Annotated in this window: 26 protein-coding genes; 9 read left to right on the top strand and 17 right to left on the bottom strand. The window is 37.0% G+C overall.

The features are described 5' to 3' along the window. Positions 1 to 182: 182 nt before the first annotated feature. The gene (locus PLEUR7319_RS0121390) at positions 183 to 401 is read left to right on the top strand and encodes a DUF167 domain-containing protein (RefSeq protein ID WP_019507275.1); all 219 of its coding nucleotides are present in this window, start codon (positions 183 to 185) and stop codon (positions 399 to 401) included. An 84-nt stretch (positions 402 to 485) separates the two neighbouring features. Here the strand turns inward: PLEUR7319_RS0121390 and tmk are convergent, their stop codons facing one another. The 4 genes from tmk to PLEUR7319_RS0121370 form a co-directional block, all read right to left on the bottom strand. Beyond that, positions 486 to 1,112, bottom strand: a complete 627-nt coding sequence (gene tmk / locus PLEUR7319_RS0121385) for a dTMP kinase (RefSeq protein WP_019507274.1) — start codon at positions 1,110 to 1,112, stop codon at positions 486 to 488. 133 nt (positions 1,113 to 1,245) lie between these two features. Next, complete coding sequence (locus PLEUR7319_RS0121380; RefSeq protein ID WP_019507273.1) at positions 1,246 to 1,809, bottom strand: 5-formyltetrahydrofolate cyclo-ligase; 564 nt, start codon at positions 1,807 to 1,809, stop codon at positions 1,246 to 1,248. A gap of 129 nt (positions 1,810 to 1,938) precedes the next feature. After that, on the bottom strand, positions 1,939 to 2,313 hold the full coding sequence (locus tag PLEUR7319_RS36300; protein WP_237743682.1) for a GNAT family N-acetyltransferase: 375 nt from the start codon (positions 2,311 to 2,313) through the stop codon (positions 1,939 to 1,941). Positions 2,314 to 2,321: 8 nt separating this feature from the next. Continuing rightward, entirely contained in the window at positions 2,322 to 3,764 is a 1,443-nt protein-coding gene (locus PLEUR7319_RS0121370; protein ID WP_019503489.1) for an IS66 family transposase, read from the bottom strand. A gap of 392 nt (positions 3,765 to 4,156) precedes the next feature. Between PLEUR7319_RS0121370 and PLEUR7319_RS0121365 the strand changes: the two genes are divergently transcribed. Further along, positions 4,157 to 4,837 (top strand): trans-aconitate 2-methyltransferase, encoded by a 681-nt coding sequence (locus PLEUR7319_RS0121365; protein WP_019507271.1) that lies wholly within the window; start codon positions 4,157 to 4,159, stop codon positions 4,835 to 4,837. Positions 4,838 to 4,998: 161 nt separating this feature from the next. Further along, a complete protein-coding gene (locus PLEUR7319_RS0121360; protein ID WP_019507270.1) occupies positions 4,999 to 5,610 on the top strand; it encodes a TetR/AcrR family transcriptional regulator in 612 nt (203 codons plus the stop codon). Between the two features lie 85 nt (positions 5,611 to 5,695). Here PLEUR7319_RS0121360 and PLEUR7319_RS0121355 read toward each other — a convergent pair whose 3' ends face one another. Further along, a complete protein-coding gene (locus tag PLEUR7319_RS0121355; protein ID WP_019507269.1) occupies positions 5,696 to 8,983 on the bottom strand; it encodes a filamentous hemagglutinin N-terminal domain-containing protein in 3,288 nt (1,095 codons plus the stop codon). 98 nt (positions 8,984 to 9,081) lie between these two features. Continuing rightward, a complete protein-coding gene (locus PLEUR7319_RS0121350) occupies positions 9,082 to 9,423 on the bottom strand; it encodes a hypothetical protein (RefSeq protein WP_019507268.1) in 342 nt (113 codons plus the stop codon). Positions 9,424 to 9,521: 98 nt separating this feature from the next. Here PLEUR7319_RS0121350 and PLEUR7319_RS0121345 point away from each other — a divergent pair, with 98 nt between their 5' ends. Next, a complete protein-coding gene (locus PLEUR7319_RS0121345; protein ID WP_083892516.1) occupies positions 9,522 to 9,821 on the top strand; it encodes a zinc ribbon domain-containing protein in 300 nt (99 codons plus the stop codon). 90 nt (positions 9,822 to 9,911) lie between these two features. On the opposite strand, the gene PLEUR7319_RS0121340 is transcribed toward PLEUR7319_RS0121345, so the two are convergent. Further along, on the bottom strand, positions 9,912 to 10,337 hold the full coding sequence (locus PLEUR7319_RS0121340) for a TerB family tellurite resistance protein (protein ID WP_019507266.1): 426 nt from the start codon (positions 10,335 to 10,337) through the stop codon (positions 9,912 to 9,914). A 385-nt stretch (positions 10,338 to 10,722) separates the two neighbouring features. Here PLEUR7319_RS0121340 and PLEUR7319_RS0121335 point away from each other — a divergent pair, with 385 nt between their 5' ends. Both PLEUR7319_RS0121335 and trmB read left to right on the top strand, forming a co-directional pair. Further along, entirely contained in the window at positions 10,723 to 11,262 is a 540-nt protein-coding gene (locus PLEUR7319_RS0121335) for a DUF4330 domain-containing protein (protein ID WP_019507265.1), read from the top strand. Between the two features lie 163 nt (positions 11,263 to 11,425). Beyond that, positions 11,426 to 12,058 (top strand): tRNA (guanosine(46)-N7)-methyltransferase TrmB, encoded by a 633-nt coding sequence (gene trmB, locus PLEUR7319_RS0121330; RefSeq protein ID WP_019507264.1) that lies wholly within the window; start codon positions 11,426 to 11,428, stop codon positions 12,056 to 12,058. 201 nt (positions 12,059 to 12,259) lie between these two features. On the opposite strand, the gene PLEUR7319_RS0121325 is transcribed toward trmB, so the two are convergent. After that, on the bottom strand, positions 12,260 to 12,670 hold the full coding sequence (locus PLEUR7319_RS0121325; protein WP_019507263.1) for a thioesterase family protein: 411 nt from the start codon (positions 12,668 to 12,670) through the stop codon (positions 12,260 to 12,262). Positions 12,671 to 12,731: 61 nt separating this feature from the next. On the opposite strand from PLEUR7319_RS0121325, the gene PLEUR7319_RS0121320 reads away from it, so the two are divergent. Continuing rightward, the gene (locus PLEUR7319_RS0121320; RefSeq protein ID WP_019507262.1) at positions 12,732 to 13,616 is read left to right on the top strand and encodes an alpha/beta fold hydrolase; all 885 of its coding nucleotides are present in this window, start codon (positions 12,732 to 12,734) and stop codon (positions 13,614 to 13,616) included. Positions 13,617 to 13,736: 120 nt separating this feature from the next. Here the strand turns inward: PLEUR7319_RS0121320 and PLEUR7319_RS0121315 are convergent, their stop codons facing one another. The 6 genes from PLEUR7319_RS0121315 to PLEUR7319_RS0121295 all read right to left on the bottom strand — a co-directional run bounded on the left by PLEUR7319_RS0121315 (position 13,737) and on the right by PLEUR7319_RS0121295 (position 19,155). Next, positions 13,737 to 15,359: an NAD(P)/FAD-dependent oxidoreductase gene (locus PLEUR7319_RS0121315; protein ID WP_019507261.1), complete on the bottom strand. Its 1,623-nt coding sequence runs from the start codon at positions 15,357 to 15,359 to the stop codon at positions 13,737 to 13,739. A 410-nt stretch (positions 15,360 to 15,769) separates the two neighbouring features. Continuing rightward, a complete protein-coding gene (locus tag PLEUR7319_RS0121310; protein ID WP_019507260.1) occupies positions 15,770 to 16,051 on the bottom strand; it encodes a hypothetical protein in 282 nt (93 codons plus the stop codon). 128 nt (positions 16,052 to 16,179) lie between these two features. Continuing rightward, entirely contained in the window at positions 16,180 to 17,034 is an 855-nt protein-coding gene (locus PLEUR7319_RS38420) for a hypothetical protein (RefSeq protein WP_019507259.1), read from the bottom strand. 60 nt (positions 17,035 to 17,094) lie between these two features. Continuing rightward, positions 17,095 to 17,244 carry a hypothetical protein gene (locus PLEUR7319_RS41405; protein WP_158441868.1) on the bottom strand — a complete coding sequence of 50 codons (150 nt, stop codon included), beginning with the start codon at positions 17,242 to 17,244 and terminating at the stop codon, positions 17,095 to 17,097. Positions 17,245 to 17,773: 529 nt separating this feature from the next. Then, positions 17,774 to 18,364, bottom strand: coding sequence for a hypothetical protein (locus tag PLEUR7319_RS0121300; RefSeq protein WP_019507258.1), 591 nt, complete (start codon positions 18,362 to 18,364; stop codon positions 17,774 to 17,776). 41 nt (positions 18,365 to 18,405) lie between these two features. Continuing rightward, positions 18,406 to 19,155, bottom strand: coding sequence for a glucose 1-dehydrogenase (locus PLEUR7319_RS0121295; RefSeq protein ID WP_019507257.1), 750 nt, complete (start codon positions 19,153 to 19,155; stop codon positions 18,406 to 18,408). Between the two features lie 204 nt (positions 19,156 to 19,359). Between PLEUR7319_RS0121295 and PLEUR7319_RS36290 the strand changes: the two genes are divergently transcribed. Then, complete coding sequence (locus PLEUR7319_RS36290) at positions 19,360 to 19,986, top strand: TetR/AcrR family transcriptional regulator (RefSeq protein WP_083892515.1); 627 nt, start codon at positions 19,360 to 19,362, stop codon at positions 19,984 to 19,986. A gap of 78 nt (positions 19,987 to 20,064) precedes the next feature. Here the strand turns inward: PLEUR7319_RS36290 and PLEUR7319_RS0121285 are convergent, their stop codons facing one another. Together PLEUR7319_RS0121285 and PLEUR7319_RS0121280 are read right to left on the bottom strand one after the other, a co-directional pair. Further along, positions 20,065 to 20,844: a lipopolysaccharide assembly protein LapB gene (locus PLEUR7319_RS0121285; RefSeq protein ID WP_019507255.1), complete on the bottom strand. Its 780-nt coding sequence runs from the start codon at positions 20,842 to 20,844 to the stop codon at positions 20,065 to 20,067. A gap of 61 nt (positions 20,845 to 20,905) precedes the next feature. After that, positions 20,906 to 21,118, bottom strand: coding sequence for a hypothetical protein (locus tag PLEUR7319_RS0121280; RefSeq protein WP_019507254.1), 213 nt, complete (start codon positions 21,116 to 21,118; stop codon positions 20,906 to 20,908). Between the two features lie 293 nt (positions 21,119 to 21,411). Between PLEUR7319_RS0121280 and PLEUR7319_RS0121275 the strand changes: the two genes are divergently transcribed. After that, the gene (locus PLEUR7319_RS0121275) at positions 21,412 to 22,611 is read left to right on the top strand and encodes a hypothetical protein (protein WP_144054353.1); all 1,200 of its coding nucleotides are present in this window, start codon (positions 21,412 to 21,414) and stop codon (positions 22,609 to 22,611) included. 122 nt (positions 22,612 to 22,733) lie between these two features. On the opposite strand, the gene PLEUR7319_RS0121270 is transcribed toward PLEUR7319_RS0121275, so the two are convergent. Beyond that, entirely contained in the window at positions 22,734 to 23,183 is a 450-nt protein-coding gene (locus tag PLEUR7319_RS0121270) for a hypothetical protein (RefSeq protein ID WP_019507252.1), read from the bottom strand. Between the last annotated feature and the right edge of the window lie 112 nt (positions 23,184 to 23,295).

Below are 23,295 nucleotides of genomic sequence, written 5' to 3'. Positions count from 1 at the left end.
TTTTAGCTATGAATATTATGAATATAGAGGGTAAATTCAAGTAATTAGTTGCACATTATTAATTAATTTTTTTAAATCAAGAATTAAGTATAACCAATCATCGATTGTATCGCTTGTTTTAATCACGGTTCTAATTAACTAGATATATCTTGAATTATTATACTTAAGTAAAACTTATAAAAATGAAAATTAAGATTAGGGTAAAGCCCAACTCTAAGCAACAAAAAGTAGAGGAGTTAGAAGATGGTAGTTTGGTCATTCGTCTCAAATCTTTACCAATCAAAGGTAAGGCAAATCAAGAGTTAATTAAACTGCTAGCTGAGAGGTATCAGGTAAATAAGTTTCAAATAATCATTAAGTCTGGTTTGTCCAGTAGCAATAAGTTGATCGAAATCAACTAACTAGATATAAATGAAGTCATCTACCTGACGTGAATTCAAAGTCAGGAATTAGAACTTACAACTTATTACTTTTAGAGAGAGATACTATGTAAAATTAGTATGCACAAACTCAATTATCTGCTGATGAATTCGATGTTTATCTTGTGTTCCATCTAGAACAATCACTTTTTCCTTATATTCGCTAAATATCTGTTGATACTTCTCTCTGACTTTAGTTAATTTAGTCTTGGTTTCATATATTTCTTGTAGAGAACGTTCCTGTAACCTTGCTAAAGAAACTTCAATTGGAATATCAATATAAACTGTAATATCTGGATTAGGGAAGGAATCATTTAGCTTTTTAATAAATTCAAACTGTTCTACAGTATCACAGTTATATGCTAAAGAAGAGAAGTAGTATCTAGTGCTAATAACATGATAATTATTTTCTATTAATTTAAATACACCATCAATATCATTATATAAATGATCGTGACGATCAGCTGCAAATAGATAAGCCATTTGCCGATCAAATAAATTGCGATCGCGACTAAAAATAATTCTTTGTTTTAATGCCTGACGGATCAAATTGCCAATAATTCCGCTGGTAGGTTCAGAACTAATTACAGCTTGCTCCCCCACGGTCACAAAGTAATCTTTTAACAAATCAGCCTGAGTAGATTTGCCTGAACTATCAATTCCTTCAAAAACAATAAAAAGTTTTTTTTCCATGAGCGAGTATTAGTTATTAATTAAAAATTATTTGTTCCGAGTTTGATAAATTGAAAACTAAATTTTTAGGCAATTTAATTCCAGCTTATTCTGTAATCATGGTAATTTTTAAGTCCAGAAAATAAATGGTAAATTATAAAACTATTTGCTCATATTGACTTTCTGTACAAATAGAATCTAGTTTTTGATCCCAAGGATCGACGGGTAACTGTTGCAGAAAGGCAAAATCATACACAATGCCAATTGTGGTCATATTGGAGCCTTGAATAGAACTTAAAAGGCGATCGTAGAAACCTCCTCCATAACCTAAGCGATATCCTTGGCGATCGCAGGCAACAGTTGGCACCAGAATCAAATCAGCAGATTGAGGTCTAATCATGGGTGCATTTTCTTGAGGTTCTCTAATTCCATACTTACCTACGTTTAAATTTTGACCGGGTTGCCACAAATGCCAGATTAAGGACTTATCTACACAACGAGGAAAACCCCAGTTTTTATCGAAAGCAAATAGAGGAGTTAAATCAGCTTCTTGTTTGAAACTAAAATAAGCTAAAACTGTTTTAGCTTCCTTAAATACAGATAAGTCTTTTAGGCGATCGCCGATCAGATTGCTTTTTGTATGCCATTCCTCGGTAGAAAGAGACTGTCTCTGCTTTAGTATTGCTCGTCTCAATGCGAGTTTATCTAATTGCAACATGACTTGATAGACCAAATTATTGTTGAGATATAGCAATACTGACTTACATTAGGACACTTATTACTCATTACTTATTACTCATTACTTAAGAGCAATCACATAAGCTTGTCCTAATACAACTTTGTACGACTATAACTGCTTGACCATCTTGACATGAGTAATACCAGCTTCGCTAAATTTTTCTCCCACTTCTTCAAATCTTAATTGCTGATAAAGTGGGGCAATATATTCTTGTGCATGAACTATCGCTCGTAATTTATTCATTTGCGAGATAGCTTCTAAAGCTGTTTCCATTAATTTTCTACCAATACCCTGCTTTCTCGCTTCTGGAAGAACAGCCAGCCTCTCAATTTTGGCTGTTTGCCGATCAATTTCCCTGATTCTGGCAGTTCCCACGGCTCTATCATTTATAAAAGCTAATAAGTGAGTAGCATTTTGGTCTAAACCATCAAATTCTAATTCTGGTGCTACTCCCTGCTCTTCCTGGAATACTGTAGTTCTAATGTAAGAATTCAGGTACTAAATTGAGGGATTAAAGAAGGGCGATCGATAACACCGATAGTTGCCAATAAAGCTTGAGTGAAAAAATCCATCACAGAGCGACCCTGAAAACGGCAGGTTTGAATCACACTCAATAAATTAGCTGTATCTTGAAATCGTGTCATGCTGCGAGAACCACCACTTATTTTTCGTTTAGTGACTGCCAATCTTAAAGCACGTTCGGCGAGATTGTTATCAGGCGAAATTTCTGGATGGTCTAAGAAATACCACCATTGGTCTGCTTTTAATTTCAAATTCCGTAATAATTTACCAGCTTCATAACCTGCCTTCTCACTCCACTTACTCAAAGCTAAATTGATTTGAGTTTTTAATTGCGTAGTAGAATCGAGATATTGCTGCCGATGATTATTTTCACGCCATAATCGATGTTGTCGAAAAGCAGAATCCACAATTTCGGTCAAAGCTAGTCCCATTGATCCATTGTCAATTCCTGGTGTTTTCATGAGTCTTTGACAGTGACGACGTAAGTGAGCCTGACATTTTTGTTGTGCTGCGACCGGATAGCCATTGTACACGCTGAAATCATCGGAGATAATGATTCCCGAATACTGCGCGCCTAGTTGGTCTTCTATTTCTTTTCTCGAACGAGTATCCCCCGCTCGAAATAAGCAAAAATTCGGATTAGCAAACACCCACAACCATTCTTTTAATCCTCTTACTGACCAAGGTGTTTCATCAATATTTAAGGTTGGATGATTCTGATTAATCCATTCTTCTAGTTCACTAATGCTGGGCTTAATAGCTGCTGAAATTCTTTGGTTACTGGCAACTAAAGTTCCTAATCCAACTTCAATTTGACCTAACTCCCGCAATAGTTCCTGCTGCTTTTGATAGGGTAGATGCCCATAGTTTCCTAGCCATCCTAGTAATCCCTGTAACTTAATTCCCAAGTCTTGTCCTGGTACAATCTGATGAGACCATTGTGGCGATGTTATTTCTCCACAACACTGACATAGAGAGTGATGACGTTGATACTCAACTATTTCTATTGGTCTTTCTACTAATACTGCTGCTGAGTTGGTTTCAATCTTGATTGATTCTGCTGAGGCTAACAGTTCTCCACAACTCAAGCACTTTTCTGCTTTGAGTACTTCGCAGCGATCTACTCGCCCAAATCCTTTTCTTGTTTTCCCTTGATGTCCTAATTGCCCCCCGGGACTTTTTTTCGGTTTTTGAGACGATGACTTTTCTTTTCTTTCTGGTTTTTTGAGTAAATCTGATGATGGAGGCTTTGACGATATTTTACTGTCTAGGCTTCTGCTTATTTTTAGCTTCTCTATTTCTATTTTTAGCTGCTCGATGATTTCTTGTTGACTCAGTATGAGCTTCACCAGTTCCTTTTTTGACAACTGGTTGAGTTTTTCTAGTTCGTTTAACTCAGGTTCCTGGTTCATCTTACCGTTACATTACCCAGTTTTCTTAACGAGTGCAACCTTATCTCTCTTTTTAATACCTGAATCCTTACGTTCTAATGTTTTTAATTGTAGATATGTTTGCTTGATATTTTACGGTTTTTATCTGCAAGGAACACATAATATGGATTACCTTAACCTATAACCTATAACCTATAACCTATAACTCAAAACTTTTTTAGTATCCATCATTTCAAAATTGGCAGACTAGTAGTACTCTAACAAGTTTCTAAAATAGTTAAGTAGGTGGGTGTAATTAAATATAAAATGCCTACGGCAAGAGAATAGGGAACAGGGAATAGAGAAACAGCTTAATAGTATGGTTTTATAAATTATTCTGCCTACCTACTTATGTATTGCTTGACTGTATTGATATGAAATCTAATTTGATTGAGGCGTGGTTACAAGATGGATTAGTAATCGCTTCGAGATATCAGGAAAAAATCTCACAGGGGGGAATAAATTCTGCTAAAAGTCTCGGTGAACGAACTGGTGAAAAGGACTGGAGATTTCATTCTCGAATGTTTGAAGATGTCTCTCTAAACGGAGACGTTTCAATTCTAGACATTGGCTGTGGCAAAGCAGAGCTAATACCTTTTCTAAAAAACAACTATTCTAAAATCAAAATAGATCGCTATCTAGGAATCGATTTGGTTGACGAGTTTCTGCATTTGACAAGGGTTAATTATCCAGAACATGAATTTCAACAGATAAATTTTATTTCCGAGCATTTTCAGGTCAAACAAAAGTTCACGCTAGTTGTCGCTCAAGGAGTTTTGGTATCGCGAGTAAGTCATCATCTAGAATATGTGGAATATTTTATTAGAAAGATGGTTCGATGCTGTTCGGCTCACGTACTATTTAATGTGATTAGTGAAATCGATTTTTCATCACAGAACTATTTACACCATGAGCAGGTAGGCCACTCAACTTCTTTCTCCAAGATTGCCCTCAAATCAATTCTAGATAAAATTGAAAATACGAGCTATCGCATTCTGGAGTCACAAATTTTTCCCGATGCAACAGATATATTTGTTCATATCTTGATTGAATAATTTAGCGGTTCAATAACTGGCGATCGCCTTTTTTCAGTTCGAGAAGATAATCTTTTTAACCGTGTGGTTCGACCACAAGTAATCATATGACATAATTTAGACTAAGACGTTTTTTATTAACGTTGCGCTACGTAATTAATATTTTGATAAATAACATAGATATGTCAACTACTAAAAGAAAAGAAGCGAAAACCTACGTCAAATCTGGAAGAGGTAGGCCGCGATCGCCTGAAACCCGCGAGAAAATTCTTAAAGCAACTTATGAAATACTTAATGAAGTAGGATTTATGGACTTGACTATTGAAGGAGTCGCCGCGAAAGCAGGGGTAGGCAAACCAACTATTTATCGGCGTTGGAAAACAAAAGCAGCATTAGCAATGGATGCTTTTTTAGAATTCGTAACCCCGGAGATTGCATTTCCTGACAGTGGTAAAGCTAAAGAAGATTTTAGAAAGCAAATGCAGAAAATTGTTAAGCTGATGAATAGTCCTAAAGGTGAAGTATTAGCTAGTGTCATTGGTTGCGGACAATCTAATAACGAACTGATAGCTGCGTTTCGAGATAATTGGTTAATTCCCAGAAGAGAAGATGCCAAACGAATATTTCAAGGCGGGGTAGAGAGAGGAGAGCTGAGAAAAGATATCAATGCCGACGTGGCGATCGATGCTTTGTATAGTCCGCTATTTTATCGTTTATTGCTCAAGCATCAACCATTAACCAACGAATTCGTAGACGAGTTAATTGATGCTGTCATCGGAGGATTAGAAGATTAATTAGTTTGACTTGAGGTAAATTTAGCTAATCAGCGATCGCTAGCTTATTCTACTAAAATAATATTTAATAGAGTTCAGATACTTCTTAATTAGCTTGACTGACGCAATTACCAGCATCAATCGGAGTGCGAGGTTTATTCTGAGTTTGATAAGCGGTTAAAATAACATCTCCATTTTTGGTCAATTTAATGCCCCGTGCCGGAATTATATTTCCCTTAGCAGTGGGAATTGATTTTATTACTGATGTTCTAGCTTGGTTATCAGTTGCATTCTGTAACTGAGGATTAAACAATTCCTCGCCCAATACTATCTCCTCACGATTTAATGCCGATCCTGATGATGATCTAACTTCATGATCAGTAGTTTTATGCTGTAAATAAGGATTAAATAATTCTCCACCCAAAACTATCCCTTCAGAATCAAATGGCAAATCAGGCGCAGATGGAACACCACCTTTCCCTGTGACTAATAATTCGCTGCCTTCTGCTTTACTTTGGTCAGCAGCACAAGCTTGGGCAACAGTTTGCTCTGACTGAATGAAGTTACTTGATAATTCCGTTGCCCCCTGAATCGGATTCAGATCGGGAGTATTAATCGATACTGTACCCGTTAAACCAAACTCAGAACTAGCATCAATATCATTAGTAACGTTATCTGCTAATGCTTCTCTTTCTTCAATACCAAATAATGCCTGAGCACTAATACTAATATTACCTCCATCACCTTGTTCGGCAGTGGCAATGATATCACTATCTTGATTAGGAAACGCAACTATAAAATTAGTATCAATATTGACATTACCACCATTAGCTTCATTGGAAGCCTCTGCGGAAATTAGACTATTATTACTTAAAGTAATATCTTCAGTAACATTTAAAGTAATATTCCCACCATTACCAATAGGAGTAGATGCATCAATCCCTGCCATGTTGTCTAGATTGATTGAATTCGCATCAATTCTTAAGTTTCCCGCTTCTCCTGTGCCGATACTTGCCGTTTGGATTTGTGAATTATCGCTAATACTCAAGTTTCCTGTATTGATATCCACTTCGCCACTATTGCCAGTAGCATTCTCAGCAACATTAGCAAGTATAGAGCTGTCATTTAATAATTCAATGGAATCTGGGGCTTCAATTATTAAATTACCTGCATTACCTTCACCAAGAGTAGTAACAGAAATACTAGCATCATCGATAACAGATAATCTGACTGTGTTAATTTCCACATTGCCACCATTGCCAACAGCACCAACACCGAGAAGAGCAGAAATCCCACTGGATAGATTGATAGTTTCTCCATTAAGGGTACTTGTACCTGTGCCTTGAATTAAAGTATTTTCTTGGGCGTTGATGACAATATTGCCACCGTTGCCCATACCACTAATTCCAGCATCAACTGAAGCTCCATTAGTCAGCGATAAAGAATTAGTATTAATCGTAATATTTCCTCCATTACCTTGGGAAATTATTGAACTATTAGGATCGCTGACAACTTCGCTAGAAATACTACTAACAACCCCTAATGGAGAAATTTGTCCACTATTATCAACAATCTCGAAAAATCCTTGACCATCAAGATCAATTGTCTTAGCAGTAATCTCAATATCTCCCGCGTTTCCTATTCCCCCAATATTGGTACTGATATCACCGCCATTAGTAATTGATAATGAATCAGTATTAATCGTAATAGTTCCACCATTACCCTCAGCAACTATTCCATCATCAATTATGGTTGAGCCAAGAGTGCTAAGAGTCTCACTGGAAATACTACTTTGACTAGCTAATCGAGAAACTTGTCCACTATCATCAACGATTTCTTGAAATCTTCCTAGACCATCAATGTTAATTGTCTGAGCAGCAATATTAATATCCCCAGCATTGCCTCTGCCAAAGCTATCAGAGCTGACCGCACCGCCATTAGTCAGAGAAAGATTATTGGTAGAAATATTAACATCACCAGTATTCCCGGTGCCTGAACCAAATACGCTAGTAGTAATTTCACTATTAATTAATCTTGATGTTCCATCATCTCTTAATAATTCACCTTCCCCATTGATATTGATACTATCAATAACATCAATATTGATATTTCCACTATCACCAACCCCACTATTGATACTGGAAATTTGTGCGCCATTGGTCAAAGTCAAATTTCTGGCAATTATATTAGTTGTACCAGGAATTCCTGTTTGCTCTGCAACCCCGCTATCATTGTCTTGAAGGATTAGTAGACTATTTACAATACCACTTGTCTGATTTTGAAAAATACCATCAAAATTAATATCTTCAGTGGCTGTCAAAGTTATATTTCCTGAATTACCTAATCCATTGCTAAAACTAGTAATTGCGCCACCATCAACAAATGATATATTACGGGCATTTATATCTACATTGCCTGCATTGCCAACACCGAAATTACTATTGTTGATAGTAGTTGAACCGTTACTCTCAGTTGCATCTATGACAACATCTTCAGTTGCATTTATAATAATATCTCCAGCTTGAGCATTTGGAGTTCCCACATCATTAGCAATACCACCTGCAATAAAGCTATCAGAAGCAAGTTCAAAGTTTCTGGCATCAATCTTTACTGAACCACCTCCATCTGAAGCAACAAAAATTCTGGAAGAATTAGTTATGGACACATTTCCTCTGGCAACATTTTCAGGGAAACTGAAGCCACCATTATTGTCTAGTTCTATAGTTCCTGTGGCAGTGAGTCCGCCCAAATTAACTCTTGCCCCTGGTGCCAAAATTTGTCCACCATTCAAGGTAACATTGCCACCAATTAGAGAAATGCTTTCGCCTGCGTTAACTGTTAAAGCTCGATCATTATTGGAGGTAGAACGATTGATAATGTCTCCTGGATTATCCCGAAAACTTAAACCTATAGGCGCATTTATAGTTAGCAAAGGTGAATTATTTAAATCTGTTGCGCTAAACTCTCCATCCTCAAACAAAATACTGTCAGCACTAGTGCCATAAAAGGAACCGCCAACACTTAAACTGGCGTTTTCGCCAAAAATAATTCCTGCGGGGTTGACGAGAAACAAATTTGCACTTCCATTAGCACCTAAAATACCATCGATGTTAGAAATATTTCCTCCTGTTACTCGCGAAAAAATATTCTCGATCGCCTGCTCATTATTGAATAAGGCTGAACCACCATCGGGAACTGAAAAATCTTGGAAACTGTGAAACAAATTATTCCCCGCGCGATCGCCATCATTAATCGTAATATTATTCCCTTCAGCATCAACTGTAGTGTTAGTTGTACCATCTGGAACAACTTGTGCTGTAGCAGGATTTAAGGCGATTATGATTCCCAAAAGATAACAATTTAGGGAAATCAATAATAAAAGAGCCTGTTTCACGTCATATCTCCAAGTAAATCAAAGCTATCTTACAGGAAGATATGTCTAGGTATTATTACTATTTTTATAGTTTTAAGATTGTATAGCAGTTTGAATATTTAATTTACCTGATTGACGCAATTGTTTGAATTACTAGGCGATCGCGATCTACTTTGAGTTTGATAGGCAGTTAGAATTACATCTCCATTTTTGCTCAATATTACTCCCCGCGCAGGAACTATATTTCCCTGGACAGTGGGAATTGGTTTTATTGGCGATGAAGTAGAAGTATGATTGGGTTCTTGTTGTAGCTCAGGATTAAACAATTCTGCGCCTAAAACTACATCCTCTGGTTTTAATGTCAATTCTGATTCTGATGATGATCTCGAAGTATTATCAGCTTTACTTGATAAATCAGGATTAAACAATTCTCCACCCAAAACTATCCCTTCTGGATTCAAGGGTAATTTGGGTTCAGGTGGAATACCGCCTTTTCCCTTAACCGTGTGAGCGGAAAATCTCCATCCTCAACGAAGTAGGTTGGAGATGAGAGCGAACTATACAACGTAGAGGGTTGTCTGTTACAATCTTATCAGATTCGTTTTCTTCTGATAATGCTTCAAGCAGTAAAAGTAAGACTATATACCAGATAGATAAACTTCCTCTCGATGTTAGATTCTGGGATTGTCCAAACTGTGGTGAAAAGCACATAGACAGGGACATCAACGCAGCCAAAAACATTAGAGATGAAGCACTACGTTTATTAGCCTTGGGGCGCAAGGCTACTGCTCATGGAGGAACTGTCAGACTAAGGAGTGGACGTGAAAAATCCACGACTGAGCAAGTTCTAAGGAAGTGAGAATCCACCTGTTCTGAGGGCGTAAGCCTGGGGTCTCCCCACGCTGTTGACCGCCCGAAGCGACCGATAGGGAGCTAACTGGTGGAGTCGTCAAACTGATGATAATCCCGCTTGATATAGTTGTTGAATTTTAGAAATTAATTTATCAAAAACAGAAGCATTCTCTGAGTTTGTAGGATCGAGATTCTGCATTTCTGTCAGGAGTGAAGCTTCTTCTGTAGCAATATCATTATCACTATAAATTAAGGAGCTAACAGCTGATAGCAAATCATGGTAATCATCTGAACTAGGATTAGAGCCCAGATATTCTTTGAGTAACTCATAAACCTCGGCGGTCGAGGTAGCTTGATGACTATTCAATAAATCTTGTATTTCTACTGTAGACTCTAAATTTTTCTGCGCTGCTATTTTTTCTAAAAATTTTCTTTCTTCTGGTTGGACTTCTCCATCAATCCAAGCAACTGCCACCAGAATTTTGAATAAATCTTGATTGTTATTATTAGTTGATTGAGACATAGTATTTGTTTACTCAAATATGAATTATTAATTAATCATGATATCTTTAGACATTTACTGTAGCTAGACAGTCTGGTGAAGTAGATTACTTGATCTTATAAAAGAGCAGTAATACCCAAGAGCGAATAATCGGGTTTTCTTTGACAAAAGCAAAACAAATTCAAGAAAATATTGCTTTCTTCAAAATCTTAAATTTGCAGCTTTGAGTATGAATGCAGGAGGAAATAGCCTTGCTCAGAATTAATTTCGTTTCGTTCTGATTGATGAATGCCCAAAGATTTTGAACTTCAATCAAAACAATTTCCAACTTGGTGGTCATTTGCAGACATTTTCTCCGATAATATATACGAAATTAAATAGGAATAGAGATTTCCGACGCTTGATTATGAAAATTATTGATTCCAAGGGAAGGTTATTTGGCAAGGTTAGCATTCTCGACTTAGCTGCTGCTTGCGTAATCCTGTTCGTCGTTGTCGGTATTTTCTTTTTCCCTGGTACGCCCTTAACTAACAACATTGTTGCTCAGACTAAACTTAAGCCCATTGAAGTGAAGGTATTAGTTAGAGGATTAAGCGTGGCTAATTTTGATAATTTGGTTCAAGAATTTGAGCAAGAAAAAAAAGCTGATATTGTCATCCGCAATCAACCTGCAGGAAAAGTAGAAATAGTCTCTACTGAGCTTTTACCTCGAACAACTCCAGTACCTCAACCAGATGGAACAGTTAAGGCTTTGCCAGATCCTCGTCCTGAAGTGGCCATGATTAAAGATATTGTGATGACTGTAGGTAGTAGAGCCGAAGTTACTAATAGTGGTTTTGTTTTAGGAGGTAGCAAAAAGGTAAAAATTGGCTCATCAATCCAACTGCAAGGTAATGTTTATGACTTTAGCGGTACTGTAATTGCCATAGACACCAAAAAATCTTGATCATTTTCTCAACGAGAAAAAGTTCAGATTCAGATTATTGTAAGTTTAACAAGCCGAAAACTTTGTCAATCATAGATTTTAGTTCAAATTACATACTATTCAATAAAAAAAATTCTGAACTTCCAACTCCGAACTCCAAACTCCGAACTCCAAACTCCCCTTTATGCCCATTCGTATTCGCCAACATGTCAATCCCCTGAGTCGTAAGTTTCAGCAACCAATAGAAGTACCTATCTGGCAGGAAATTTATGCTAAAAGCGATCGCTCTATGCATCTCGATATTGGTTGTGCACGAGGTAGGTTTTTGCTAGAAATGGCACAACTTATTCCAGAAACTAATTTTCTAGGTATCGAGATTCGTCGTCCACTGGTGATGGAAGCCAATCGGCTCAAAGATGAATTAGGTCTGACTAATCTGCATTACCTGTTTGGTAACATCAATAGTTCAGCATCGGTGCTATTCCAGTCTTTACCAGCTAATACCTTAGAAACAATCTCCATTCAGTTTCCCGATCCTTGGTTCAAAAAAAGACATCATAAACGGCGGGTAGTCCAACCAGAGTTAGTTGACATCTTGGTTAATTATCTAGTCGAAGGAGGCAAAGTATTTTTACAATCGGATATCGAGCAAGTGGCACGGGAAATGCGAGATCGCTTTTCTGCTAATCCTTTACTAACTCAACTACATTCAGATACCTGGTTAGCTGATAATCCACTTCCAGTACCTACCGAAAGAGAGCTATATGTCCTGGGAGATAATTTACCTGTTTATCGAGTTTTGTTACAAAAGTCATAAAGGCGGCAAAGCCGCAGCTATCAGCCCTTCGGGTTCGACAGTTTGCTCAAGTCGGGGAACCCGCCCAACGCAACTGTCTCACTATCAGCTCTTAGCTATTTACTTAAGTAAACTTTAGAGCTAAAAGCTTTTTTGTTGATTAATTTTTATAACCAATCAATTCTAAATTCCGAATTCCGAATTCCGAATTCCGAACCCGAATTACTTTGTTTGTGCCAACCAATTAACTATTGCCAATGGTAGATTTACTCTTGCCCTATCCTGAGGATTAATACAGACATGATTGGTTTGGGCTTTAACTAGCACTTTGTCTAAATTAGTAGCGTTAAATATTTGATAGGCGATCGCAAATTCACTATCCTTAACTCGATTGACTACTAGGCTGACTCGTAGCAGATCGCCACAAAACATGGGACGGCGAAAATCTATTTCGGCATGGACAATCGGAAGGGCTATTGTCCCCTCGATTAACATCTGTTGTAAACCAATTCCTGCCACTGCCAAGGACTCTTCGTAAGCTTCGTGACAAATCTCCATTCCTCTAGCAAAATAAACTACTCCTGCTGCATCTGTATCCCCTAAATAAACTCTGCGTGAATAATTAAATGCCATTTTGCGCTAACTTGTTTAATAATTGCCTAAGATATTATTCATTATTTATCACCTCCTGTTCATGTTTCCCAGTTGTATCCCTCCTGAAGCTAGCAATTTAACCGAATCAACCTCGATCGCTCTCGCACAAAAGATTAAACTCGAATTTATCTCAACAACATTAACTGAGGATGGTATTGCAACTACCTATGTAAATCAAGGAAACGGTGGCACACCAATATTTTTAATTCACGGTTTTGACAGTTCTTTACTAGAGTTTCGTCGTTTATTGCCTTTACTCGCAGAAAAACAATCCACTTGGGCAGTAGATTTACTAGGATTTGGTTTTACTCAAAGAAATTTAGACATTCCTCTCAATCCCGAAAATATCAAAACTCACCTTTATTATTTTTGGAAAACCTTAATTAAGCAGCCTGTAATCTTAACTGGTGCATCTATGGGAGGTGCTACAGCAATTGATTTTGCATTAACTTATCCTGAGGCTGTAGAGAAACTCGTCTTAATTGATAGCGCTGGTTTAGCTAAACCACCGGCTATTGGCAAGTTTATGTTTCCACCGTTAGATTATTTCGCTACAGAATTTTTACGTAATCCTAAAGTTCGTCAAAATATTAGCCGTTCAGCCTATTTCGATAAAAGTTTTGCCAGTATAGATGCTCAAGATTGTGCTGCTATGCACTTGAAGTGCCCCAATTGGGATAAATCTTTAATTGCTTTTACCAAAAGTGGTGGATATGGTTCTTTTGCTAAGCAAATTTCAACTTTGCAACAGCCAACTTTAATATTGTGGGGTAAACAAGATAAAATCCTGGGGACTAAAGACGCAGCTAAATTTGCTCAGGGGATTCCCGATAATAAATTAGTATGGATTGAAAACTGCGGTCATGTACCTCATTTAGAAAAATCTCAGGCTACCGCTAATGAGATTATTAATTTTGTGAGCTAATTTGCAACTATGGTCACGTGATGGAATCCCGTTAGGTAATGCTAAAAATTTCTCCAGCCATTCTTGTTTACTGTGTCTGTATTCTTCAATCTCAACTTAGTTAGGAATAATTTTTTATTTTCAACTTTTACTAAAAATAGGTCTCAATTTCCTTTTTTCATCTTTAATAAACTTACTTGTAATCCAAATTAAGCAGAAAATTAGAAATTTGTATGTAGTGAATGAAACTTTTTTCACTATTGTTTTATGTTGATGAATACTGGGTGCTAGAATCCACTTGGACTTAGCAGATTCTCTTTTTCCTGGTCCTACAATCCGGAACTGACAAGGCCAAATATGATGAAACCAATATACATAAAATTCATTGAAAGAAAAAACAGGAGATGGCATAGGAAGTCTACATCCTATTAGATCTGCTATCTTCTCATTATAGCGAGCTCCATTCACTAATCCAAAAACATGAGGCGTTTCATAATACTCATTTTCCCATTTTTTCTTATCCTTTTGAGCCAATTCTTCCAGATCATCTGGTAGGATTCTTTTACCAGATAAAACTAAGGCATAATATCGAGCTTGAAGTTCAGCCATCAAGGGAATTCCTCCCTGATGAGGTCGAATAAAGCCTATTAAGGCTAACTCATCCTTTAAATGAGGATGAAACATTTGTAGGTAACAATCTCTAATATTTTCAATCTGATATTTTGAATCTAAAAAAGGGAGATCGAATTTAAATCCCGTACAGAGTAATATAGAATCAATTTGTTCTTTCCGTCCAGATTTGAATAAAACAGTAGACTCAGAAATTTCTTCAATACCACCAATATCTATTTCCATTCCCTTTGCTACTGCTTCAAAAATGCGTTCATTTTTTGTGACTATAGATCCAGGTTCATCTTTAGCTTTGACAATGTGTTCTGATAACAGTTTGATTGGCGCGTCTTTTGGAATATTAGGATTTTTTAAAGTATTAGACCATGTCCTTCTTACAGAAAATGCTTTCATTTGTGCCGATAGACTGTGCCACCATCTAGTTTGAACAACATCTGAGGCAAATTTTATATTTTTTCCGACATATTTTTTGATAAACACATGATATCTTCTCAGTGATAAAACAGTAGATCTTCTCAGTGATAAAACAGTAGATTTTGCTATTTCTGATATTTCAGTAACAACATCTGCGGCTGATTCTCCCATTCCCAAGCATAAAACTTTTTTATCACGGAACATTTCCGCGCCAAGTTGAGGATTCTTATATTTACTAGAGTGAAGTACTTTTCCTGGAAATGTATCAATACCTTTAATATTTGGTATGTTTGCCTTTTGAAATTGTCCCGAACAAATAGCTAAGTTATCAAAATGTTTGATATGGAATGATTTATCCTCTTTTTCAATGGTAAGATCAAATCCTTTATCTAATTTTTTTATATCTTTCACTAAACAATTAAATTGAATATATTTCTTAATGTCAAAATGGACAGCATATTTATCTAAATAATCTTTATACTCCTTTCTCGTCCAAAACCTTACCCTTTCGTCATATGGCATAAAGTCTGAAAACGCCATGAAGTAGTTAGATGCCGTCAGTTCTACAGAGTCATAGCAACCTGTATCAGAAAATACTCCACCAGTATCATCATTTTTTTCAAAGCAAATTACTTCGTGTCCTTCTTCCACAAGTTCTTTGATTGTTGTGAGTCCAGAAAGACCAGCTCCGATAATAGCAACTCGTTTTCTCGTATTCATAAATACAAATGTAGTATAGTTGTTTAAAAAAATATCTTCATTATCATATCAAACTTTGCTTTTCAGACTAATCTGTGACTTTCAGAATCAAGTAGAACTCTTGCAAATTGCAAAGATATATAGAATCTGCATCTTGATATATCTGCTGTACTTCAATTAATAGAGTTACAGAACTAGAAGTACGGCTTTACTAATACCAAATTGAATAGCTTTGACTACACATTGATCGTAAGGGCGCATTGCCATGCGCCCCTACACAAACAATCTGTTGTCTTTTAAATTTAAAACGGTATAACTACTTCCGTACCGAAACTGATGGTTTTATCGACGTTACTATTAATCGACTGGTAGAGAGCCGTACCACCACCTTTACTCATGGCATAAGCCAAACCTGGTCCGAAGAATGCTGCCTAAACTAGAAAGGTGACATCGCTAAATGGCTGGGCGTTACTCAAAACAATGGCAGTAGCAGCCAGACCGATAATGATGGTGTAGCAAACTTGAATTGCAGCGATCGCCGCAAACCAGGTAAGCCAGATAGAAATGTATCGCTGTCCCGTAGGAATGAGAGTCAGAATGACGGCTATCGGTGCTAAAAGTGAGTGTAGCAGTAGGACAATCTCGATAATCATATTGAAGATATCGATCATATTCCATAATAGGGAGGGTTTGAATTTTGTTGCTATTTTCATTTTCTCCCTACTGGCACTTGTTTCTCTCTATGTTTTTCTTCTCTACATTTTTGTTAGTCTAAACTACAGTTAAAAGCTATTAGTTACTACGCAGATAGTAAATCAAAGCTAAAAGCTTTTTAAAGTAATTATTCTCGGACAAATTGTTGTACACCGCGTGAATTGACACTATATTTGAGAACCCTAATGATAAAATACAACGCCAGAGGAGCAACCATTCCTGCACCTCTCTCAATAAACTCAAACCAACCGAAAAAAGCTCCAGAAAAGATAAATAGGGATTCTGTGGCAATTTTCCATCCGCAGACAAAGAACAATAAATAGGCGACCGGAGCAAACAAAACTGCAATACCAAGTACTATCTCAAACCAACCAATTACGGTTAAGGCAGCTTCTGTAGAACCGAAAAGTGCAGAAATTCCTGTCACATCGTATTGTTTGGCCAGACCCGCTTTGGCATCAAAAGCACCAAATGCACCGTGGCCGATTAAATATACTGCGATCGCAACTTGCAACAAAATTTTTAACCAGCGCCAATGTTCTCTGGTGAGAGTAGGTAGGTTTTTTACTCGATGAAACCAGCCGTGTTGCTTAACATCCCAAGTAATCATCAGGAAAGCCACCAAAGGAACACAGTAGTTGTAAGAACGCTCAAGCAACTCGCTTACAGGCTCACCAGCAAGGGGTCTCAGACAAGCGGTCATTAGTCCCCAAGCTGCCATAAACAGTAACAAAGCTTTTCGAGGGGCAAAAAGAGCTAAGATTCCGAGAACAATATCCATTACTCCGACTATAGGCATGATTCGCCAAGCTAGATTTTCTGGAATCCCCCACACCGCAAAGTAGGGCAACCATCCGGCTTTAGTAATTACGCCAAATGCACCGTGACCAATAAATTCTAAACATACTCCTAATCTGAGAAGCCACCAAATTTTTGATTCATTTGTGCTTAAAAAACTGGGCAATTTTGCAATATAACTCATTATGATTTTGTTGATTATGTCTATCTACGAATAACTAATAATTGCTGTACACTTTTGAGCTTAAAAGCTGGCAGCTTCTTGCCTGTAGCTGTCAGCTACTGGAAAAAGTAAAATTACTTGCTCCACAATTAGAGCCGTTGCTAACAGAGAAAACCTCAACCAAGGAATAAGGAATATTTTCCTGGCTGTACAGAGACAATTTATAGACATAAATTCCGCCAAGTTAATTGAGAATAATTCTTGAATATGATTTCAAATATTATCACATTTTATTAGTATTTCTTCTCAACTAATTTTAAAATCTCATAAAGAATTTCCAACTAAAATAATCGCCAGATAATTCTCTTTCGTTCTGATTGATTATTATCAAGGCTATGATAGTTATATTTTTGAGCGATGAAATGTCAGAGGATTTTTACATTAGATTCGATAAATATGAACACTGTGACAAATGAAATTTATCTAGATAATAGCAATAAGAAATTGAAACTAATATTAGAGTAATTAGTATTCATTTTGAATAATTTTAACCAATAATTGAGATTATACTCAGATAAATCCAGTGGATATGACTATCTGCCTATAGTTGTTTTGTCATGAAAAATATAATTGTTCCTCCGCGCTCTAAAGAATCCCAGAGGAACAATAGAAAACCACTTTAGTGGTGAGTAAAATATTTGGTCGTGGATAAGTTATAGGTGACACACGGGCAGGCGTAACCCCTCGTCTCCTTTATCTCTTATTGACTTCTCCTGAGCAGAGAATCAATTGCCATTACACTACCTGCACCAGTTATGGGAACTCCAAAAAAGGGGATTAGAATGATGGGAAAGGTAGCGATATTTTCAATTAAAGGAACGGATAGCAGAGTGAATGTTAAACCAGTACCAACTGCCAAAACAAAATCTAAAAGACTAAAAATGTGAAATGCAATGTATTTGTTCGTGCTTTCAGGGAGCATTAAAACAATCGGCACGAGAATACCAACAGCTAAGTCACCATAGCCAGCATTTAGCACAAACTGTTTAGGTAAAAGTTGTTGACTACCATAATACAAGAAAGCAAATCCTGCTAAAATACGCCATAAATGAAAAATTGTCAGATGTTTCGGGTGAATCGATGATATGTAAGCTCTAAAAGTTTCGTGCCGATAGTAAATTGTTAACAGAATACCAATTGCCGATATGACAAAGAAGGCAATACTAGGAAGGGGTAATTGAGAAAACCAACCCCAGTAACCGAGAAGAGAAACTGTTACTGCCCAGATGGTTAAAGTTAATACCAGTTTTCTTTCTATGCTTTCAAATTTGACCGAATTGGAAGTATGCATAATCATTCCTCAGATTTGTTGATAATGTTAGATTTCCAAGACTAAACATTCATGTAACCGCCATCGACAACAATGTCGGCAGCCGTCATATAAGAAGAATCATCACTAGCAAGAAATACCGCCGCTTTGGCAATTTCTTCTGGTCTGCCTTCTCTTCCTAAAGGAGTAATATTTTTCACATAATCAATAAATCCTTCAAAAGCTTCTGCGGGCAGATCTAACTTGCTTTGGAAATTGGTTCTGACAATTCCAGGACTTAAGGCATTAACTCGAATTTTACGAGGAGCTAATTCTGCGGCTAAGGAACGAGCTAAGGAACGAACTGCTGCTTTACTAGCAAAGTAAAGACTTCCCATTGGCGCACCTTTTTCATTGACCGCAGAGGCATTCAAAATAATACTTGAGTTTTCATTTAATAATCCCACCAGTTTTTGTACGGTAAAGAAAACTCCTTTGACATTGATATCAAACTGATTATCATAGAAAGCTTCGTCTACATCTTCTATTGCTGCAAAGTATCCAATTCCTGCATTAGCAAACAGAATATCAAGACTGCCAAACTCTTGTTTTACTTCTTTCGCCAAATTATCGAGATCTTTTAAAGAACGAACATCGGCACGAATAGAAGCCGCATTCTCTCCTAATTGAGCGATCGCAGTTGCTAATCTCTCTTCATTAATACCCGTAATAATAACCTTTGCGCCTTCAGCTAAATATTGTTTCGCAGTTTCAAAACCAATACCAGTAGTTCCACCAGTTATTAATGCGGTTTTTCCTTGAAGTCTAGCCATGATTCCTGAGTTTATTAGTAAGTTAATTATTTATTTGCTGTTGTTGTACTTAATCTAATGTATTTTGGAACGATCAGTCAAGAATAATAATCAGAGAAAAATCCTGGAAACAGACCTTATTCTGGAAATATTTGTATATTATCTTATCAAGTGTAATAATTTACTAAGTATTCTGGAATATTTAGTAAAAGATAAAAAGAGGAAATGATGGCTGGAGTCAAACAATTTAATCAAGAGGAAGTTTTAGACAAAGCAATGGAAGTTTTTTGGCAAAAAGGATATGAAGGGACTTCGATTCAAGATTTAACCAAAGCCACAGGACTGGGTAGAGGTAGCCTTTATGGTGCTTTTGGTGATAAAGAACAGTTGTTTATAACAGTTTTAGATCGTTATGGCGATAAATTTCAGGCTCAGATTGTAGAGCAGTTAAATAATCCAAACCCTTATCAAGCTATAGAAGGTATGTTTGAGGTCATGATCGAGCGGATGAGTAATCCCAATTATCCACGGGGTTGTCTGAATACGAATACTTCTGTTAGTTTTGGAGGTAAGTCTGAGATGATCGAACGAAAAATAGCCGAGCGTTTAGGGGGCTTGGAATCCTCTATTTATCTGGTACTGAGAAAAGCACAAGCAGAAGAAAAGCTCTCTTCAGAAAAAGATATTCGGGCATTAGCTAGGTTCTTGGTCGGTGTTTCTCAAGGTATGGCTGTTTTAAATAAAACTTTTGCCGATCCTTCTGTAATTCGAGATGTAGCCAAGGTAGCCCTTAGTTTTTGGGAACCAATAGAAAAATATAAAACTAATAGAGAAGCGAAGCCCCAGCCATAAGCTCTCAGCTATAAGCTCTTAGCTATAAGCCTTAAGCTGCAATCAGACAAGGTATTAGACCCCGACTAATTGTAGTTTCTACAAATTGGATTGATAGACGCTTCTTAACTGCAATTCTAAACAGCGTTGCTCTAATTTTTCGGACTCGGCAAGATTCCCTTGAGTACGATAACATTGGGCTGCTTGGCGAAAGTCTTGTTTTGCCTGGGGGTATTCTTCCAATTCTAAATTAATATTACCCCGATATTGATAGGCTTGAGCATCGTAAGGGTCGAGTTGCAATAGCCAATTACAATCTCTCAATGCTTCATCAAGTTTACCTTGACTAATTTTTTGTTGCACTTGTTGCAAAAAAACTTGATTAGTAACTCCTCCCGAAGCTGCTATTTTTTGCTGTTCAATTTGTCGAATACGGGCAATACAAAAACGACAACTTTCTTTATCCTGGCGTTCAAGATAGATTTTTCCTGCTTGTTTAAGATAGTCAATTGCTCGATCATATTCTTTAAGGCGAATGCAGATATTAGCCCTCAATTTATAAGCGCGATCGCAATTAGGATCGAGACTAAAAACTACTTGCAAGTCAATGATACTGCTTTGAATATTATTGATAGTCAAAAAAGCCATAGCCCGACTGAGATAAACTTTTATCTGCTGAGAATCCAGATTAAGACTTTGATTATAATCGGCGATCGCTTTTTCTGTTAGACCAGAATCGAAATAGGCTAAACCTCGACGATAGTAAGCTTCAGCTGATTGAGGATAATCAGCGATCGCTTGCGTAAAATCAGTAATTGCTGCTTCGTAATCGCCATTTTTAGCCTTAGTTATACCCTGCTGTATAAGTTTTTGTTCCATGGCACACAATTAACTCAATCATTCGTGTAGCTTAGATATTGCTACGCTGGTCGGAAATCATTCACGAGCCAAAAACTTCATCTTCTCTTCCTTTCCACCATTCACCTAGTTTGAGTAAATCTGCTTGAATATCTTCAAGTTGTTGCATATATTCTTGTGATGGGATTTGCTCTTTACGTTCTTGTAATTTTTTTAGTCTTAATTGTACCAACAGCCAGGGTTTAGATATTCCATCGGTGGCTTCGATATATTGAGCTAACTCTTTACTATCCATTTTGTAATTTAACTAAACATTAATTGATGGTACGTCATTGCTATTAGCTTAACGTGCATTACCAAAAAAAAATTGTTAGCTTCAAAACCCTGGCTATTAATCGAACTGATGTATTTTTAAAATTCTGATAAGTGAAAATTTGGAGGCCTTTATTCTTAGTCTAGAGATCATCGCTTATGCACAAAGGCGTATAGTTCGCCGCATGTAAGTCTTCAATATTAAGAACATAAGTATAGTAAACAGTTAAGTTACTTGATTTTAGTAATATAACTGTAACTTGGAAAACAAATCTAATGATGGAATCTAATGAAACCTCGAGAAAAAGAGCCTTTGCTCCGCTTCGCGTTGCAGCAGAACGTATCCTATCTATAGCACTGGATACTCAGATTCGTATTAACCAAGTTGAACGCTTAACCGAAGCAGGAAGAAGAAATTTGCTATTGCGATGTTTCATCGATCCAGTTAAAGGTATGCCCTCAAGCTTTATTCTGAAAAAAGTCGAAGCAGAAAAGTTTAATCCAGATGATGCCGAATCTCGGAACACAAGGCGTATATTTAATGATTGGGTAGGTTCTCAATTCCTAAACAGAGTATCTAATAATCACCAGCATAGCCCGTATTTTTATGGTGGCAATCGCCATTTGGGCTTAATTGTAATAGAAGACGTGCAGCATCATCATAGTTTAGTAGAGCCATTATTAGGAAATGATCGTGAGCGCGCAGAATCGGCATTACTTCAGTATGCAATTTGTCTTGGTCAACTACACCAAGATACTCTTGGTAGAGCAGCAGAATTTCACCAACTATACAAGACAGTTTCTCCTAATATGAAACCTGCTAAGGTTGGAGTCAATATTCCCAAGCATCAATTAAGACTAGAGAAATTAGGAATAGATCTTGAACCCAATTGTTTGAGCGACTTGGAAGCCATACACCAAACCGTAAGTAATCCTGATAAATTTCTAGCATATATTCACACCGATGCTTGCCCTGATAACGTTTTAAATACGGGTAAAGAGATGCGATTAATTGACTTTGAAACGAGTTTTTTTGGTCACTCTTTTCTTGATGCTGTTTTTGGTAGAATGATGTTTCCCAGTTGTTGGTGTTCCAAACGCTTGCCTAATGAGGTTGTACGACAAATGGAGAACACTTATAGGGAAATATTGATTCAACAATGTCCAACCGCAGAAGATGACAATATTTTTGAAACGGCATTAGTCCATAACTGTGGTTGGTGGCTTTTGTGTACAATCTCAGATTTTTTGGAAGATGCTTTAGTTGCGGACGTAGATTTTGGTATTTCCACTTTTCGCCAGCGTATTTTAGCTCGATTAGAAGCTTTTATTACCATCTCTCAGGAGTGCAACCAACTAAATGGTTTGCGTGGCACATTTAGTCAGCTTTTAGATTTACTGTATCAACGTTGGTCGGATGTTCCCGAGCTACCCTTTTATCCAGCATTCCAATCAAGAATCATAAATGATCAATAGCAAATTTGTGAGCTTCAAAACCCTAGCTATTACTCAAACTGATATATTTTTTAAAATTCTGAAAACCGTAAATCTGGAAGCCTCTATTTCTAGCCTAGAGAGAGTGATGTTGTTGAACAGAACTATTCTCCAGTTCCTTCTTGTTGCTGTTGCTCAAAATTATTTTTTTCTTGTCTTCTAAGTTTTTCTGCCGTAGTGGCATCGAAGGGATTAGGTGGTTCTCCGATACGGAACAAAACGGTGAATATATTATCAGATTGGGTGAAACCATCTTCAAATTGATATTCATTATTTGTCCAGCCTAAAGTTAAAGTGGGGTGATTATAGCTCTTACCCAAGCGTAATGAAGCATTTGCTCCATAACGAGAACGGCTCGTATTATTATTAATCGGCGTATAATATCCTGATAAATAAATGCGATCGCTCAAAGCAATTCCGAGATCTAGAAGCAACCGTTCTTCTAAGGAATTGGGTAATAGATCATCAAAATTATAATTTGCTCCTAAGGAAATTCTTTGCCATTTTGCTCTAGTGCCTAGCGTTACAGAACTAGCTCGGGAGGAAAGAATCACTTCTCTAAAGCGATTAGGGCGATCGATAGCGTAATTTACACCAGTGAAAAAGTTTAGTTGTGTTTGAGGATTAATAGTAACTTTTTTGTTTACATTGCCCCATAGCTGACTG

Source organism: Pleurocapsa sp. PCC 7319 (assembly GCF_000332195.1).
GTDB lineage: Bacteria > Cyanobacteriota > Cyanobacteriia > Cyanobacteriales > Xenococcaceae > Waterburya.
Note: the sequence above shows the minus strand (reverse complement) of the source record. Positions and strands in the feature narration are given on the sequence as shown.